Here is a 16,153-nt window from a genome sequence, read left to right as displayed (position 1 = left end):
CTCTGTGGACCGGCTGCCGCAGCGAGCGCCGGTGCGCGGCCGCGACCATGCCCAGCGTCACACGGCCGATTCCCGAGGGCTCTTTCGAGAGGGGCCCGAACACGAGATATCTTGATGTCGAGCAATGTTGCAGACGTGGAGGAGCGGAGCACCCGGTGACTGACTCGACGATCATCTACACGCACACCGACGAGGCCCCGGCCCTCGCGACGTATTCCTTCCTCCCCGTGATCGAGGCGTACGCCTCGACCGCCGGGGTGACCGTCGAGCGCCGGGACATCTCCCTGGCCGGACGGATCATCGCTCAGTTCCCCGAGCGTCTCGAGGAGGGCCAGCGGATCCCCGACGCCCTCGCCGAGCTGGGCGAGCTCGCCAAGACCCCCGAGGCGAACATCATCAAGCTGCCGAACATCTCGGCGTCGATCCCGCAGCTGAAGGCCGCGGTCGCCGAGCTCCAGCAGCAGGGCTACGCGCTCCCGGACTACCCGGACGACCCGAAGACCGACGAGGAGCGCGACATCCGCGCCCGCTACGACAAGGTCAAGGGCAGCGCCGTCAACCCGGTGCTGCGCGAGGGCAACTCCGACCGCCGCGCCCCCGCCTCGGTCAAGAACTACGCCAAGGCGCACCCGCACCGCATGGGCGCCTGGACGGCCGACTCCAAGACCAACGTCGTCCACATGACCGGCGACGACTTCCGCTCCACCGAGAAGTCCGCGGTCATCGCCGAGGACGGCACCCTGCGTATCGAGCTGGCCGGTGACGACGGCTCCACCACGGTGCTGCGCGAGTCGGTACCGGTGCTCGCGGGCGAGGTCGTGGACGCGTCCGTGATGCGCGTGGCCGTGCTGCGGGAGTTCCTCGCCGCGCAGGTCGCCCGCGCCAAGTCCGAGGGTGTGCTGTACTCGCTGCACCTGAAGGCCACGATGATGAAGGTCTCCGACCCGATCGTCTTCGGCCACGCGGTGCGCGCGTTCTTCCCGAAGACCTTCGCCGCCCACGGTGAGACCCTGGCCGCGGCCGGTCTGACCCCGAACGACGGCCTCGGCGGCATCCTCAAGGGCCTGGAGTCCCTCCCCGAGGGCCCGGCGATCAAGGCGTCCTTCGACGCCGAGCTGGCCGAGGGGCCGGAGCTGGCCATGGTCGACTCCGACCGCGGCATCACCAACCTGCACGTCCCGAGCGATGTCATCGTGGACGCCTCCATGCCCGCCATGATCCGTACCTCCGGCCACATGTGGGGCCCGGACGGCGAGGAGGCGGACACCCTCGCGGTCATCCCGGACAGCAGCTACGCCGGGATCTACCAGGTCGTCATCGACGACTGCCGCGCCAACGGCGCCTTCGACCCGGCCACCATGGGCTCGGTGCCCAACGTCGGTCTGATGGCGCAGAAGGCCGAGGAGTACGGCAGCCACGACAAGACCTTCGAGATCCCCACCACCGGCACCGTGCGCGTCCTGGACGCCTCCGGCGCCGTGGTGCTGGAGCAGGTCGTCAGCACCGGTGACATCTTCCGGATGTGCCAGACCAAGGACGTGCCGATCCGCGACTGGGTCAAGCTGGCCGTCACCCGCGCCCGCGCCACCGGCGACCCGGCCGTCTTCTGGCTCGACGAGGGCCGTGCCCACGACGCCAACCTCATCGAGAAGGTCACGGCGTACCTGCCCGAGCACGACACCGAGGGCCTCGAGATCAAGGTCCTGTCGCCGGTCGAGGCGATCAAGTTCTCCCTGGAGCGGATCCGCCGCGGCGAGAACACCATCTCGGTCACCGGTAACGTCCTGCGTGACTACCTGACCGACCTGTTCCCGATCCTCGAGCTCGGCACCAGCGCCAAGATGCTCTCCGTCGTCCCGCTGATCAACGGCGGCGGGCTGTTCGAGACGGGCGCGGGCGGCTCCGCCCCCAAGCACGTCCAGCAGCTGGTCAAGGAGAACTACCTGCGCTGGGACAGCCTGGGTGAGTTCCTGGCCCTCGCGGTCAGCTTCGAGCACCTCGCGCAGAAGACGGGCAACGCGCGCGCCCAGATCCTCGCGGACACCCTGGACCGCGCCACCGGCAGCTTCCTCAACGAGAACAAGTCGCCGAGCCGTCGCGTGGGCGGGATCGACAACCGCGGCAGCCACTTCTACCTCGCCCTGTACTGGGCCCAGGAGCTGGCCAAGCAGACTGACGACGCCGAGCTCGCGGGCGCGTTCGCGGCCCTGGCCAAGACGCTCACCGAGCAGGAGCAGACCATCGTCGACGAGCTGATCGCCGTCCAGGGCTCGCCCGCCGACATCGGTGGCTACTACCAGCCCGACGCGGCCAAGGCGTCGGCGGTCATGCGGCCGTCGGCCACCCTCAACCAGGCCCTCGCCACCCTCGGCTGACGCCGACGACGCGAGCGCCCGGCGCCGTCTCCTCCGTACCGCCCCGGCCGGCATCCGCCCGGCCGGGGCGGTCGTGGTTCACCGGTGCGCTGAAGAAGCGCAGTTGGCTGCCGAAGCCCCGGCTGCCGAAGCTCAGTTGGACAGCAGCCCGCCGGTGTACGGATCCTCGGCCAGCATCCGCCAGGAGTGCGCGGAGGTCCGGAACGCCTCCGGGTCCACCGCCTCCACCAACGCGTCGACCCGGCTGCTCAGCAGGGCGAACGGATCGAACACCCGCCAGGTGTCCGCGGCGGCCCCGTTGTCCCAGTGGTGCCACTCGTCGCGCAGCCGCTCGTAGATCCACCAGGCGTACAGCAGCGCCGACAGATCCCGGTTCAGATAGGCCGCGGGCTCGTCCTCCCCGTACCAGTCCGGCAGTTCCAGCCGTCCGGTGGCACCGTCGAGGGCGACCGAGAGGTCGTGCGGCCACCATCCGATGGCGAGGAAGTCGCGCTGGTGGCTCCGGCCCGTGGCCGTGCCGGAGCCGTCGTGGTCCGCCCCCGGCTCTCCTGTCCCCGCGAAGGTGTCGGGGTGGGCCTCCGCCATGGTGCGCAGCGGCTCGTCGCCGACGCCGAACAGCTCACCGTCGAGCGGCAGTCCGATCTCGGTGAGCAGCCGCCGGGTCGGTTCATGGCTCAGCCGGTCCGGCAGCTCCTCCGGGCGGTAGTGGCGCACCCGGCCCTCGCCGTCCAGCCGCGCGAGGTCCCGCACCAGGTCCGGACCGAAGAGATAGGCCGGCCCGTCCGCCGGACCGGGCCGGGCGCCCCAGGCCAGGGAACGCACCAGCAGACAGGTGCGCCAATGCGCGGGAGCGGCCTCGGTGCCGAACAGCTCCGGGTCGGCGGCGCGCAGCCGCCCCGCGGCGGCCTCGATCACCTCGGCCATGACACCCGGGCCGCGGCGCCCGTCGTAGGCGTCGGCCCGCAGCGCGGACTCCGACACCCACTCACAGGTGTCGATCAGCTCCGCGAGGGCGGGCAGTGAGGAGGCCAGCGGATCGTGGACCGGCTCCGCTCCTGCCGAGCCGCGGGAGGCGGCCCCGGCCCACCCGGCCAGCACCACCGCACCGGTGGCGCCGTCGAGCACCACCCGGCTGCCGCAGTAGTCGGTCGTGCCGAGCACCAACAGCCGTCCGTCGCCGATGAGTTGGCCGCCACGCGTGGTGAGGGGCGCCGGCCCCTGCCCGCGCAGCGCGGTGAAGTCGAGGTCGGCGGCGGCCTCGGGCAGCCCGCACTCGACCAGGAACTCCCGGCTCGGCCCGTGGGTCAGCCCTTCCGGCAGTGCCTCCACGGCCAGTGGGCACCCATTTCTCGCCGTCGGTCCGGTGTCCATACTTCGCCTCCCCCGCGATAGCGAGCTGCCAGTATGACGCCATGTCGAACTCGCGAGCGATGCCTGAGGGAGAGCGGACCGTTCGCACGCTGTGCGGCCTCGCGGCCAACCCCGCCCTGCCGCCGGAGCTGATCGACCGACTGATCGCACTCACGGACATCGCGGACCTGACGGACAGGGTGGACAGGGCGGCGGAGGCCGGGGACGCCTCGTTCGCCGACCTCGCCGACAGCCTGGCGGGCCGCGCGGACCTCAGCCGTCCGCAGGCGCTGGCCCTGGCCGCGCGGTCGGAAGGGGCCGCCGTATCGCTCGCGTACGAGGGGAAGCTGACCGCCGGTGACGTGGACCCCGTGACCCGGCCGCGGGCCGCCCTCGCGCTGCTCGACCAGGGGGCCGGACGGCCCGAATGGGCCCGCCGGTTCGCGGTGGACCCGGACGCCGGGCACAGGGTGACGCTGGCGGGCTGCCCCGGCCTGCCGCCCGATGTGGTGGAGACACTGGCCGCCGACCCCGACACCGAGGTGGTGGCGGAGCTCGCGCTCTTCGCCCCTCCGGAGGTGGCCGCCCGGCTCGCGGCACATCCGCACACCGCGGTCCGCTGCGCGGTGGCGGCGAACAAGGCGACACCACCGGCCGTACTGGCCGCCCTCCTCACCGGCGACGGGCTGCCGCCCGCGCGATGGTGCCCGGAGTGTGCCCCCGAACCCGGTGGTTCCGCGCCGCCGGACGCCCGGCGCGGTGGGGACCATGAGGCCGGCATGCAGACCATCCGTCAGCTGGCCCTGCGGAATCCGGCCACCCCCACCGAGGCCGTCATCGCCTTCGCCGACGACCCGTCCCCCCTCCTGCGCTGGGAGTTGGCCGCGCGCCCCGATCTGCCGCCCGGGACCGGCGCCCGGCTCGCCACCGACCCCCTCCCCGGCGTCCGCGGCGACCTCGCCGCCAATCCCGCCATCGACGAGGTCCTGATCCGTACGCTCGCCACCGACCGCGACGACACCGTACGGCGCGACCTCGCACACCATCCGCGGGTGCCGCTGGACGTCCTCGCGGAGCTGGCCCGCACCACCCGCATCGGCCCCACCCTGCTGCCGCGTATCGCCGCGGCGTCGCCCGCGGAGGTCACCGCCCTGGCCGCTTCACCGCATCCCGCCGTCCGGATGCTGCTGGCCCTACGCCGCGATCTGCCGCCCGCGGTCCGGGACGCCCTGGCCACCGACCCTGACGCCAAGGTCCTCGCCGCCATCGCGCCCCATCCGGGGCTGCCGGACGCCCTGTTGCGCACCATGGCCGACCGCCACGGGGTCCGGGTCGCCGGGAAGGTGGCGGCCAACCCCGACGCCTCACCGGCCCTGCTGGAGGAGTTGTCCCGCCGTGAACCGCCCGTGCGCAAGGCCCTCCGCGAGATCGCCCGGCACCCCCACGCCACACCCCGGGCCCTCGCCGTCTGCCTCACCGACCCCCGCGCCCGCCCCCTGGCCGCCGCCCATCCCGCCCTGCCGCCCCACCTCGCCACCGACCTGCTCACCGACCCCGACGACGAGGTGGCCGAAGCGGCGGCCACCCACCCCGCCCTGCCCCGCGCCGCCATGGAGCAACTGATCGCCCGGGGCGAAGCGGCTCACGCGGCCGCCGCGAGCAGCGCGTCAACCGCCGCGCGGAGGGACTCGTCCTCGGTGAACGCCCGCCACCCGGCGGAGGAGTGAAGACGACGATCGTCGGCCGGTACCTCGCGCAGCAGGCGCGCGGCGGGCCGGGCGGCGGGGCCCATACGGGTCAGGTGCCGGACCGCGGCGAGGGTGACCGGCAGGTATCTGCCGTCCGCCAGCGGCCGCACGGCCGTCAGCAGGGCGGGGACGGTGTGTTCGGTGTCGCCCGTCGCGGCCCACAGGGCGTGGGCGGCCTCGACCCCGGTCCAGTCGCCGACCGCGATCAGGGTCCGCAGCCGGTCCGCGTAGCGGGCGGCGTACGGGCCGAGCTCCGCCAGTCCGCGCAGGGCGGCACCGGGGTACGCACCGTCGGTGGCGGCGGGCCCCAGCACCGCCAGGGCCACATCGGGTTCACCGCCGGTCTTCCAGTACGCCCACGCGGCGAGTTGCACATCGGCGCCACCGTCGAGCACCCGGGCCCGCAGCAGTTCACCTGCGGCGCGGTCCGTCACCCCGATCCCCGCCAGGGCCGTCGCCGCCGCCGTCCACCGCCGGTCGTCCGCCAGCAGCGGCACCAGCCGCGGAACGGCCGGCTCGGCAGCGGTTCCCCAGGTGGCGAGCGCCGTGCCGAGTGCGGCGCGCAGATCGTCCTCCGCGGCGGTGGCGAGCCGGTCGCAGATCACCGGCAGCAACTGTTCGGCGTGGTCCGGAAGGCGCGCGAGGACCTCATGGAGCCCGGCCAACGCGGGGTAGTGAACGCCTCCGCGTGCGCTGCTGTACGGCGAGACCCAGGTGAAACCGGGGCGGGCCCCCGTCAGCAGCTCGATCACGGCCGGTACACAGCGCGGGTCGTTCATCCGGGCCAGCGCCCACAGCGCCGCGTCGCCGACCGTGCCGTCCCGGTGTGCCGCCGGGAGCCCGGGGTCGTCCAGCAGCCCGGCGACCGCGTCCGCGTGGGCAGCGGCCGATGGTCCGAGGCACGCCAGCAGCTCCGTCGCCAGATACCGTGCCTCGGCGGCCGGGTCGTCCAGCCGCGCCGCCAGGGCGGGCAGCAAGGCGGCGGTGGGTGACCGCCACTCCACCAGCAGCCCGCCCGCCCGTTCCAGCGCGCCGATCCGCTGCGCCTGGTCGGGGTGGTCGGCCAGCAGGCCCAGGACGAAGGCCGGGGACGGGCCCGTGAGCAGGGCGGCCGTCATCGCCTGGGCGCCCCTGGCCCCGCCGTTGTCCACCATGCTGGTGCCCTGCCACTCGGCCACGCTCGGATGCCGGATCGCCGCCAGGACGAGGTCCAGCTCTCGCGCCGGACGGCCGGGATCGGTCGGCGCCAGGGCGTGCCACGCCGCCAGCCGCACCTGCGGCTCCGGGCCGTACAGCAGCCCGCGCAGCAGATCGTGCACCCGGGCCGCCTCCGGACCGGTCGGTTCACGCAGGGCCGCCCGGCCGAGTGCGAGGACCAGGTCCAGCCGGGTCTTCGGCTCCTCCTCGGTCTCCCAGCACCGCAGCAGCGCGGGCAGGACAACCTCTCCGGGACTCTGGCAGACACCGAGGATCTCGGCCGCGGCCCGTCGGATCTCCGCCGCCGGGTCGGTCAACAGGGCCACGACGTCCGGCAGTACGCCTGCCCATGAGGGCGCCCACCCGGGATCCAGGAACCGTTCGGCGACCTGCCCGGCCTCGTACGCCAGCATCGCCACCAGGTCCAGTACCGCGCGACGGCTCGGCACCTCCGGCCGCGCGGCCAGCCGCAGCAGAAAGGGGAGCGCGGCCGAGGCGGCCGGGCAGATCCAACCGCCCTGGTGGTAAAGGAGATTGAGCAGATCGTCCGCCGCGTCGTCGGCCTCCTCCGGATCCGGCCCGACACAGCGGCGCAGCAGGTCCGGTACGGCCTCGGCGGATCCGCAGCCGTGGCTCAGCCCCGCCCAGCCGACCGCGTCCAGCCCCTCCCACATATGCGGGACCGTACCGCACTCAGACGGTGGCGGCCGGTCGGCGGATACCGACGAGCGCGCGCAGCATGCCGATGCCCGCCACCACGGCGGCGCCGTGCAGAACGAGGGCGACAGCAGGGTTCTCCGGCAGGGTGGCATCGGCAGGGTGGGCGAGCGCCACGAACAGGGTGAAGGGCAGTTTCCAGCCGCTCCAGGCGAAGAGCGAACCCGAGCCGAGCCAGCAGAGCGCGAGCAGCAGCCGGTGGGGCGGCCGTGGCCGATGCGGGCGGGTGAGCAGGAAGAGGGCGGCGGCCCCCGCGAGTGCCCAGAGAGCGCCCAGACCGGTCAGCACGGAACCGTCGGTGGTCCGCCGCCCGGGGTGCGCGATGCCGAGGGTGCCGCCAGCCGCCCAGTACAGCCAGCCCATCCCGACCACGGCCGCGATCGCCGCCGCCCAGGGCGCCGGGGCGTAGCCTTCCGCCCGCCGGGTGAAGGCGTCCGGCCAGCGCCGCCGCAGATAGGCGGGCAGGGCGACGGCCAGACCGGCCCCCATCCCCACAAAGCCGAACTGGACCAGGAACGCCTCCCACCCGGGCATCCCGGGCCCATCGTCTCCCTGGTCACCGCCACCGGAGTCCACCAGCGCGGTGAGCACGGCATACGGCAGCACCGACACCAGAAAGCCCGACCCCACCCAGGCACAGAACACCACCGGCCGCCCCGGGAGTTGCATCCCCCACGGCCGCACCAGGGCGAGCGCCAGCGCGATCCCGATCGCCGCCATGCCGACGGTCACCGTGTTGAGGACCACCCACCCGGTCAGGTCGAAGCCCTCTCCGATCGGCAGCAGCCCCAGCAGCGAGCCCACCACCCAGGACGCTTTGATCAGCGCATACGGCGTCAGTGCCACCGCCGCCCCGTACGCGGCCCAGCGCCCCGCCCGGTCCCACCGTTCCATCTGGATCCCCCTCGTCGGGATCCACTCTCGGGCCTCCGCGCGCCCACCGCGTCCACCGCCGGTCCGGTTCACCTCCGCCGCCCGGCGGAACCCGGCTCTCCTCCTCCCGGCCGAGCACACACCCGTGACCGAGTGCTTCAGCTGCCTGGCCTGGGGACGGGGCCACCGGGCCGGAACCGCTCGACCCCGACGATGTGCCGCACCTTGACCGGGCGCACGATCACCGCGACCCGCTGCTCTCCCGGCATGATCCACTCGAAGCGCTCGCTGCCCAGATACTTGCGGGCCAGCCGGTCCATCCGGTCGTGCGCCTCCTGGCCCTCGATGAAGCGGGTCACCACACCACTGATCTGTACGCGGTCGAAGGGATCGATGGCGTCCGCGTGCGAGAGATAGACGCGGGGGTCATGGCGCAGGTTCTCCTCCTTCACCCGGCCCACCGAGGTGTTGAACATCAGCTCCCCCTCTCCCTCCAGATCCACCCACATCGGGCTGACCTGCGGTGCTCCATCGGCGAACACGGTGCCGACGTACCAGATGTTGGGGGCTCGCAGCCGGGCGCGGACGGCTTCGTCGAAGATCACAGTCATCCCGGGAGGCTACCAACCTGAGACTCTGCGGCCGATCTGGCGGACTGAGCGGCCGATCTGGCGGATTGAGCAGCTGACTTGGCGAGGCTGATCTCGCCCGTTGGCGCCGCCGATGGCCCGCTGAGCCATGATGGGCTTGCCTGTCCAGACGGTCGATTCCAAGGGGGCCTGATGAGCGGAGCCAGGTTCATGCGCGGCCCGCCGGTCATGCGCGCACTGACGGCCTACGACCACTGAACCCCTTGGAATCGATCATCGAGGGAACCGGAAGGCGCTCTACCGGCGGACCGCCGAGATCAGTCCGCCGGGCCGTTCCTCGCGCTGCGGCGGGGTGCTGATCGGACGGCCGTAGGCGGCAGCGCACTCGTGCAGGGTGTGGCTGCTGGCCTCCCAGCCGTGCCCGGCCAGCCAGCCCACCGGGTCGTCGGGCATCTCCGAGACCCACATGGATGCCGCCGATCCCGGCGCGGCGTCCGCGCCGAAGCGCTCGATCACGCCGCGCGAGCCCAATGTCAGCCCCATCCGACTGCCTGCCGCCGACTGCGCGCTGATCCGGGCCAGCAGCAGCTCCACCGCGTCCTCGGGCAGATAGATCAGCAGTCCTTCGGCGATCCACGCGGTCGGTACGGCCGGGTCGTGCCCTGCGGCGGCCAGCGCGCCTGGCCAGTCCTCACGCAGATCCACCGCGACGGTGATCCGCTCGCAGCGTGCGACGGCCCGCTCCTGGCGCAGCACCGAAGCCTTGAAGTCCAGTGGCGCGGCGGTGTCGACCTCGAACAGCCGGGTGCCCTCGGGCCAGTTCATCCGGAAGGCCCGGCTGTCCATGCCGGCGCCGAGCAGCACGACCTGCCGGACCCCGGACGCGGCGGCCTGCCGCACCAGGTCGTCGAGGAACTTCGTCCTGATGACGATGGAGTACGACACGGCCCGTCGGCGGCGTCGCGCGGCCTCGTCATCGGGCAGCGGCGGCGAGGAGGGCCACAGGCCGCCGGCGGTGGCGAAGGCCTGTGCCAGTGGGTCGCGGAACAGCGCGTTCTCCCGCTCGGTCTCCAGCGCCCGCACCCTGGCCACCCCCACCGCCGTGGCCCACACTCCCGACGGCTGCACCCGCTCCTGCTCATCAGTCACCGCGCCACCCTAGGTGATCGATTCCAAGGGGGCTTGTGGGGCCAGGTTCATGCGGAGCGAAGAGGTGCTCGCCATGCGTGATGAGTGTCCAGATGAACACTGAGGCATCCTGGCGCTTGCGGTCATCGACCACGGGACGGATCGGGCCGGGGATGCGTGGGAGTTCGCTGACCAGCGCATCCCAGGTCCATCGATCGAGCGCCCAGTGTCGAAGGGCGTGTCGTCGGCGCTGGTAGTCGATAAGCGGTCGTGGATGCATCCGCAACTCTGAGGCGAGCTCACGGAGGGCTGCCTCGAATTCGATGGGATCACATCGCGTCGTTCCCAAAAATGAGCGAGATGGCGTTGATGCCATTCCGACTCCAGGAGCGCCGGGATGTGCTCGGGTCGGTAGTCATCGAGCATCGGTGCCCGGGTGCCCCGTTGGCCGCCAACCCTACAGGCCTCGGCGGCGCCAGGCGGTCGTGGCGCTGGCTGGCCGCACCCACCTGGTAGTGCCCTCGCGCTCCGTAGGGAGCGCGAGGGCACTACCGGTCAGGTGGTCAGCACTTCGGCATGTGGACCACGGAGTCGAAGTGGTCCGCTTCGGCCCAGATGGGATCCTGGCTCGCGTCAGGGATCTTGTACCACCCAGTCGTGGACATGCAGATGACCGGGGCGCTCTCGCCCTTGCGTATGCCCCTGCCCACCTTCGGGGAATGGGTGGTGGCCTCCTCGTAGGTCGGGGCATTCTCGAAGGCGTGCACCCAGATCTGCCCCTGCGCCTTGGGGGCCGGGGCCTGGCCGGCCGCATAGGCCACCGGCGACAGCACCGCCGCCAGCGCGAACCCCGCGCCTGCCACTACCGCGCTCCGCGCGAACTTCCTCATAGTCACACTCCTTGAAGGTCCGAAGGCCGTCGGTCTGGACACAGGTGGTTGTTCGCGGGCCGGACCTCTCTCAGGCACCGTGATCACCTGCGCCCTCCACCCTGTTGCCCCAGGATTCCGGTTTGCCGAGGCCAGGTCGTTAGCGCTGAGTGCACAGCCGCATTGGAGATGAGTCCACTCAAAGGGGAACTGGCGGCCTTCATCCTCGGGAAGCGGGCCAGCGAGGGTGCGGTGACAGACGGCGCGACCAGATGACAGCTATCTCGACCAGTCACAACAACGCAGCGCTTTGCATAAAACTGCCATCGATCGTATAGTCATGCCATACCTGAGGAGGACAGCGATGGCGGTACGTGCTGCGGTGGCAGGGGCGAGCGGATACGCGGGCGGCGAGCTGCTGCGTCTGCTGCTGGCCCACCCCGAGGTGGAGATCGGCACCCTGACCGGCAACTCCAACGCCGGACAGCCGCTCGCCGCCCTCCAGCCGCATCTGCTCCCACTCGCCGACCGCGTACTCGAGCCCACCAGCGCGGACGCCCTGGCCGGGCATGACGTGGTCTTCCTGGCGCTGCCGCACGGGCAGTCCGCCGCCGTCGCCGAGCAGCTCGGCGACCAGGTCCTGGTCATCGACTGCGGCGCCGACTTCCGGCTGACGGACGCGGCGGACTGGGAGCGGTTCTACGGTTCGCCGCACGCCGGTACCTGGCCCTACGGCCTCCCCGAGCTGCCCGGGGCCCGCGCCGCGCTGGAGGGGTCCAAGCGCATCGCGGTTCCGGGCTGCTATCCGACCGCCGTCTCGCTCGCGCTCTTCCCCGCCTACGCGGCGGGCCTCCTCGAGCCCGAGGCCGTGATCGTCGCCGCCTCCGGCACCTCCGGCGCGGGCAAGGCGCCCAAACCGCATCTGCTGGGCAGCGAGGTCATGGGCGCCATGAGCCCGTACGGCGTGGGCGGCGGCCACCGCCACACCCCCGAGATGATCCAGAACCTCTCGGCCGCGGCGGGCGAGCGCGTCTCCGTCTCCTTCACCCCGACCCTCGCGCCCATGCCCCGCGGCATCCTGGCCACCTCCAGCGCCAAGGTCAGGCCCGGGGTGACGGGGGAGGCGCTGCGCGCCGCGTACGACAAAGCGCTGCGGGACGAACCGTTCGTCCGGCTGCTGCCCGAGGGCCAGTGGCCCTCCACCGCCGCCGTCCACGGATCCAACACCGCGCTGCTCCAGGTCGCCCTCGACGAGGCGGCCGGCCGCGCCATCGTGATCAGCGCCATCGACAACCTCACCAAGGGCACCGCGGGTGGCGCGGTGCAGAGCATGAACATCGCCCTCGGCCTCCCCGAGGAGCTGGGACTTTCCACGATCGGAGTCGCTCCATGAGCGTTACGGCCGCCAAGGGCTTCACCGCCTCCGGCGTCGCGGCAGGGATCAAGGAGAACGGAGGCCCCGATCTCGCCCTCGTCGTCAACAATGGGCCGCGCCTCGCCGCCGCGGGCGTCTTCACCTCCAACCGCGTCAAGGCCGCCCCGGTGCTCTGGTCCGAGCAGGTGCTGGGGGGCGGACAGATCTCCGCGGTGGTCCTCAACTCCGGTGGCGCCAACGCCTGCACCGGTCCGCTCGGCTTCCAGGACACCCACGCCACCGCCGAGAAGGTCGCGGACGTCCTCGGGCACAACGCGGGCGAGGTGGCCGTCGCTTCCACCGGGCTCATCGGCATCCGGCTGCCGATGGACGCCCTGCTGCCCGGTGTGGAGAAGGCCGCCGCCGCCCTCTCCCCGCACGGTGGCGAGAAGGCCGCCATCGCCATCAAGACCACCGACACCGTGCACAAGACGGCCGTCGTGCAGAGCCCGGACGGCGCCTGGACGGTCGGCGGTATGGCCAAGGGCGCGGGCATGCTCGCCCCCGGCCTCGCCACCATGCTCGTCGTCCTCACCACCGACGCCGAGGTGGACACCCCCGCCCTCGACACCGCCCTGCGCGCCGCCACCCGCACCACCTTCGACCGGGTGGACTCCGACGGCTGTATGTCCACCAACGACACCGTGCTGCTGCTGGCCTCCGGCGCCTCCAAAGTCGCCCCCGGCCAGGCCGAGTTCGCCGAGGCCGTCCGCGCGGTCTGCGACGACCTGGCCCGCCAGCTGATCGGGGACGCCGAGGGCGCCTCCAAGGACATCCGGATCGAGGTCATCGGCGCGGCCACCGAGGACGACGCCGTGGAGGTGGGCCGCTCCATCGCCCGGAACAACCTCCTCAAGTGCGCCATCCACGGCGAGGACCCCAACTGGGGCCGGGTGCTCTCCGCGATCGGCACCACCTCCGCCGCCTTCGAACCCGACCAGCTCAACGTCGCCATCAACGACGTATGGGTCTGCAAGAACGGCTCGGTCGGCGAGGACCGCGAGCTGGTCGACATGCGCTACCGCGAAGTGCGGATCACCGCCGATCTGTCCGCGGGCAGCGCCTCGGCCGTCATCTGGGCCAACGACCTGACCGCCGACTACGTCCACGAGAACAGCGCCTACTCCTCATGACGCAGACCACTCCCGCCACCCCTGACCCCAACGCCCGGCCCGCCGCCCGTAAACACACCGCGCTGCCCAAGGCCCGCATCCTCATCGAGGCGCTGCCCTGGCTGACCCGTCACCACGGCAAGACCGTCGTGATCAAGTTCGGCGGCAACGCGATGGTCGACGAGGAGCTGAAGGCCGCCTTCGCCCAGGACGTGGTCTTCCTCCGGCACGCCGGACTGCGCCCCGTCGTGGTCCACGGCGGCGGCCCGCAGATCAGCGCCCAGCTCGACAAGCTGGGCCTGGTCTCGGAGTTCAAGGCCGGTCTGCGGGTCACCTCGCCCGAGGCCATGGACGTCGTCCGGATGGTGCTGGCCGGACAGGTCCAGCGTGAGCTGGTCGGTCTGCTCAACCAGCACGGCCCGCTCGCCGTCGGCCTGACCGGCGAGGACGCCCACACCATGACCGCCACCAAGCGCTGGGCCGACATCGACGGCGAACGCGTGGACATCGGCCGGGTCGGCGAGATCACCGAGATCGACCCGGGCGCGGTCCGGGCGCTGCTGGACGACGGCCGGATCCCGGTGGTCTCCTCCATCGCCCGCAGCGCCGACGACGGCCATGTCTACAACATCAACGCCGACACCGCGGCCGCCGCGCTCGCCGCCGCCCTGGGCGCCGAGACGCTGATGGTTCTCACCGATGTCGAGGGGCTGTACGCGGACTGGCCCAACAGCGACGAGGTGATCAGCCAGCTCACCGCGAGCGAGCTGGAGAAGCTGCTGCCGGAGCTGGCCAGCGGGATGGTGCCCAAGATGGAGGGCTGTCTGCACGCCGTACGCAACGGCGTCCACACCGCCCGGGTGCTCGACGGCCGGGTCCAGCACTCCATCCTGCTGGAGATCTTCACCGATGAGGGCATCGGCACCATGATCCTGCCGGACCCGGAGGGCACGGCCGACGACGACAAGGGGGAGGACCAGTGAGCAACACCGCACTCGCACAGCGCTGGCAGGGGGCGCTGATGGAGAACTACGGCACCCCCCGCCTCGCCCTCACCCACGGCGAGGGCGCCCGGCTGTGGGACGCCGACGGCAAGGAGTACCTGGACTTCGTCGGCGGTATCGCCGTCAACGCCCTCGGCCACGCCCACCCCGCTGTCGTCCGGGCGGTGTCCGACCAGATCGCCACTCTCGGCCATGTCTCCAACCTGTTCATGGCCGAACCGCCGGTGGCGCTCGCCGAGCGGCTGCTCCAGCGCTTCGGCCGCGCCGGGCGGGTCTACTTCTCCAACTCCGGCGCGGAGGCGGTCGAGGCCGCGTTCAAGATCGGGCGGCGGACCGGCCGTACCCATATGGTGGCCACCACCGGCGGCTTCCACGGCCGCACCATGGGCGCCCTCGCGCTGACCGGCCAGCCCACCAAGCAGGAACCCTTCCTTCCGCTGCCCGGTGACGTCACCCACGTCCCCTACGGCGACACCGAGGCGCTGCGCGCGGCCGTCACCACCGACACCGCCCTCGTCATCGTCGAACCGATCCAGGGCGAGAACGGCGTTGTGGTGCCCCCCGCGGGCTATCTGGCCGCGGCCCGCGAGATCACCCGGGCCACCGGCACCCTGCTGGTGATCGACGAGATCCAGACCGGTATCGGCCGCACCGGCCACTGGTTCGAGCACCAGGCGCAGGGCGTGGAGCCCGATGTGGTCACCCTCGCCAAGGGGCTCGGCGGCGGTCTGCCGATCGGCGCGACCGTCGCCTTCGGGCCCGCCGCCGAGCTGCTGACCCCAGGTCAGCACGGTTCCACCTTCGGCGGGAACCCCGTGGCGTGCGCCGCCGCCGTCGCCGTGCTGGACACCCTGGAAGCCGACGGGATCCTCGACCGCGTCAAGCGCGCGGGGGAGCGGCTGCGTGACGGAATCGAGTCACTCGGCCACCCGCTGATCGGGCAGGTCCGTGGCGCCGGGCTGCTGCTGGGTATCGTGCTCACAGAGTCCCTCGCGCCACAGGTGCAGCAGGCGGCTCAGGACGCGGGACTCCTGGTGAACGCGGTCGCTCCGGACGTGGTCCGGCTGGCCCCGCCGCTCGTCGTCGCCGACGGAGAGGTGGACACCCTCCTCCGGGAGCTGCCCGCCGTCCTGGACGCCGCACGCGGGGGCCACGGGGAACGACGATCCGGAGAATGACGAGACGATGACCGAGGCGCAGCACACCGAGGCCCAGGACGCCGGGACGAACCACAACGGACCGTCCGTGCCGCAGACCCGCACCGCGCGCCACCGCCGGATCGTGGACATCCTGAACCGGCAGCCGGTCCGCTCCCAGAGCCAGCTCGCGAAGCTGCTCGCCGACGACGGACTCTCCGTCACACAGGCGACGCTCTCCCGCGACCTGGACGAACTGGGCGCGGTGAAGATCCGCAACACCGGCGGCGAACTGATCTACGCGGTGCCCAGCGAGGGCGGCGACCGCACCCCGCGCGCCCCGCTCGGCGAATCGGCGAGCGAGGCGCGGATGGCGCGGCTCGCGGGTGAACTCCTCATCTCCGCCGAGGCGTCGGCCAACCTCGTGGTGCTGCGCACCCCGCCCGGTGCCGCCCAGTTCCTGGCCTCGGCCATCGACTCGGCGGAGCTGCACGCCATCCTCGGCACCATCGCGGGCGATGACACGGTGCTGCTGATCAGCCGTGACCCGGCGGGCGGCCAGGCGCTCGCCGACCATCTGCTGCGACTGGCCCAGAAGGCGCGCTAGCTGGTACGGGTACGGAGCCGGGGCCGCCGATCG

The 16,153-nt window shown here is 72.3% G+C and carries 13 protein-coding genes; 7 read left to right on the top strand and 6 right to left on the bottom strand.

Annotated features, from left to right (window positions below):
• The first annotated feature begins 155 nt into the window (after positions 1 to 155).
• The gene (locus AC4BEG_RS05645) at positions 156 to 2,375 is read left to right on the top strand and encodes an NADP-dependent isocitrate dehydrogenase (RefSeq protein WP_490704805.1); all 2,220 of its coding nucleotides are present in this window, start codon (positions 156 to 158) and stop codon (positions 2,373 to 2,375) included.
• A gap of 132 nt (positions 2,376 to 2,507) precedes the next feature.
• Here AC4BEG_RS05645 and AC4BEG_RS05640 read toward each other — a convergent pair whose 3' ends face one another.
• Positions 2,508 to 3,746, bottom strand: a complete 1,239-nt coding sequence (locus AC4BEG_RS05640) for an SUKH-4 family immunity protein (RefSeq protein ID WP_490704804.1) — start codon at positions 3,744 to 3,746, stop codon at positions 2,508 to 2,510.
• Positions 3,747 to 3,787: 41 nt separating this feature from the next.
• Between AC4BEG_RS05640 and AC4BEG_RS05635 the strand changes: the two genes are divergently transcribed.
• Positions 3,788 to 5,452: a hypothetical protein gene (locus AC4BEG_RS05635; RefSeq protein WP_490704803.1), complete on the top strand. Its 1,665-nt coding sequence runs from the start codon at positions 3,788 to 3,790 to the stop codon at positions 5,450 to 5,452.
• On the opposite strand, the gene AC4BEG_RS05630 is transcribed toward AC4BEG_RS05635, so the two are convergent.
• The 5 genes from AC4BEG_RS05630 to AC4BEG_RS05610 form a co-directional block, all read right to left on the bottom strand.
• Entirely contained in the window at positions 5,368 to 7,344 is a 1,977-nt protein-coding gene (locus AC4BEG_RS05630) for a hypothetical protein (protein WP_490704802.1), read from the bottom strand. The two genes, AC4BEG_RS05635 and AC4BEG_RS05630, sit on opposite strands and share 85 nt — an antisense overlap.
• Before the next feature lie 19 nt (positions 7,345 to 7,363).
• Positions 7,364 to 8,281, bottom strand: coding sequence for a hypothetical protein (locus AC4BEG_RS05625; protein WP_490704801.1), 918 nt, complete (start codon positions 8,279 to 8,281; stop codon positions 7,364 to 7,366).
• Between the two features lie 137 nt (positions 8,282 to 8,418).
• Entirely contained in the window at positions 8,419 to 8,871 is a 453-nt protein-coding gene (locus AC4BEG_RS05620) for a TIGR03618 family F420-dependent PPOX class oxidoreductase (protein ID WP_490704800.1), read from the bottom strand.
• Between the two features lie 276 nt (positions 8,872 to 9,147).
• The gene (locus AC4BEG_RS05615) at positions 9,148 to 9,999 is read right to left on the bottom strand and encodes a class I SAM-dependent methyltransferase (RefSeq protein ID WP_490704799.1); all 852 of its coding nucleotides are present in this window, start codon (positions 9,997 to 9,999) and stop codon (positions 9,148 to 9,150) included.
• A 542-nt stretch (positions 10,000 to 10,541) separates the two neighbouring features.
• A complete protein-coding gene (locus AC4BEG_RS05610; protein WP_490704798.1) occupies positions 10,542 to 10,868 on the bottom strand; it encodes a hypothetical protein in 327 nt (108 codons plus the stop codon).
• A 343-nt stretch (positions 10,869 to 11,211) separates the two neighbouring features.
• Between AC4BEG_RS05610 and argC the strand changes: the two genes are divergently transcribed.
• Genes argC through AC4BEG_RS05585 form a run of 5 tightly spaced genes read left to right on the top strand, consistent with a single transcriptional unit; the run spans position 11,212 to position 16,120 of the window.
• Positions 11,212 to 12,240, top strand: a complete 1,029-nt coding sequence (argC, locus tag AC4BEG_RS05605) for an N-acetyl-gamma-glutamyl-phosphate reductase (protein WP_490704797.1) — start codon at positions 11,212 to 11,214, stop codon at positions 12,238 to 12,240.
• Positions 12,237 to 13,394 carry a bifunctional glutamate N-acetyltransferase/amino-acid acetyltransferase ArgJ gene (argJ, locus tag AC4BEG_RS05600; protein ID WP_490704796.1) on the top strand — a complete coding sequence of 386 codons (1,158 nt, stop codon included), beginning with the start codon at positions 12,237 to 12,239 and terminating at the stop codon, positions 13,392 to 13,394. The genes argC and argJ overlap by 4 nt, the downstream gene beginning before the upstream one ends.
• A complete protein-coding gene (argB, locus tag AC4BEG_RS05595) occupies positions 13,391 to 14,356 on the top strand; it encodes an acetylglutamate kinase (protein WP_490704795.1) in 966 nt (321 codons plus the stop codon). The genes argJ and argB overlap by 4 nt, the downstream gene beginning before the upstream one ends.
• Positions 14,353 to 15,555, top strand: coding sequence for an acetylornithine transaminase (locus tag AC4BEG_RS05590; RefSeq protein ID WP_490704794.1), 1,203 nt, complete (start codon positions 14,353 to 14,355; stop codon positions 15,553 to 15,555). Before argB ends, AC4BEG_RS05590 begins: the two co-directional genes overlap by 4 nt.
• Positions 15,556 to 15,562: 7 nt before the next feature.
• A complete protein-coding gene (locus AC4BEG_RS05585; RefSeq protein ID WP_490704793.1) occupies positions 15,563 to 16,120 on the top strand; it encodes an arginine repressor in 558 nt (185 codons plus the stop codon).
• Positions 16,121 to 16,153 lie beyond the last annotated feature (33 nt).

The organism is Streptomyces sp. JLBJ103, assembly GCF_058215575.1.
Note: the sequence above shows the minus strand (reverse complement) of the source record. Positions and strands in the feature narration are given on the sequence as shown.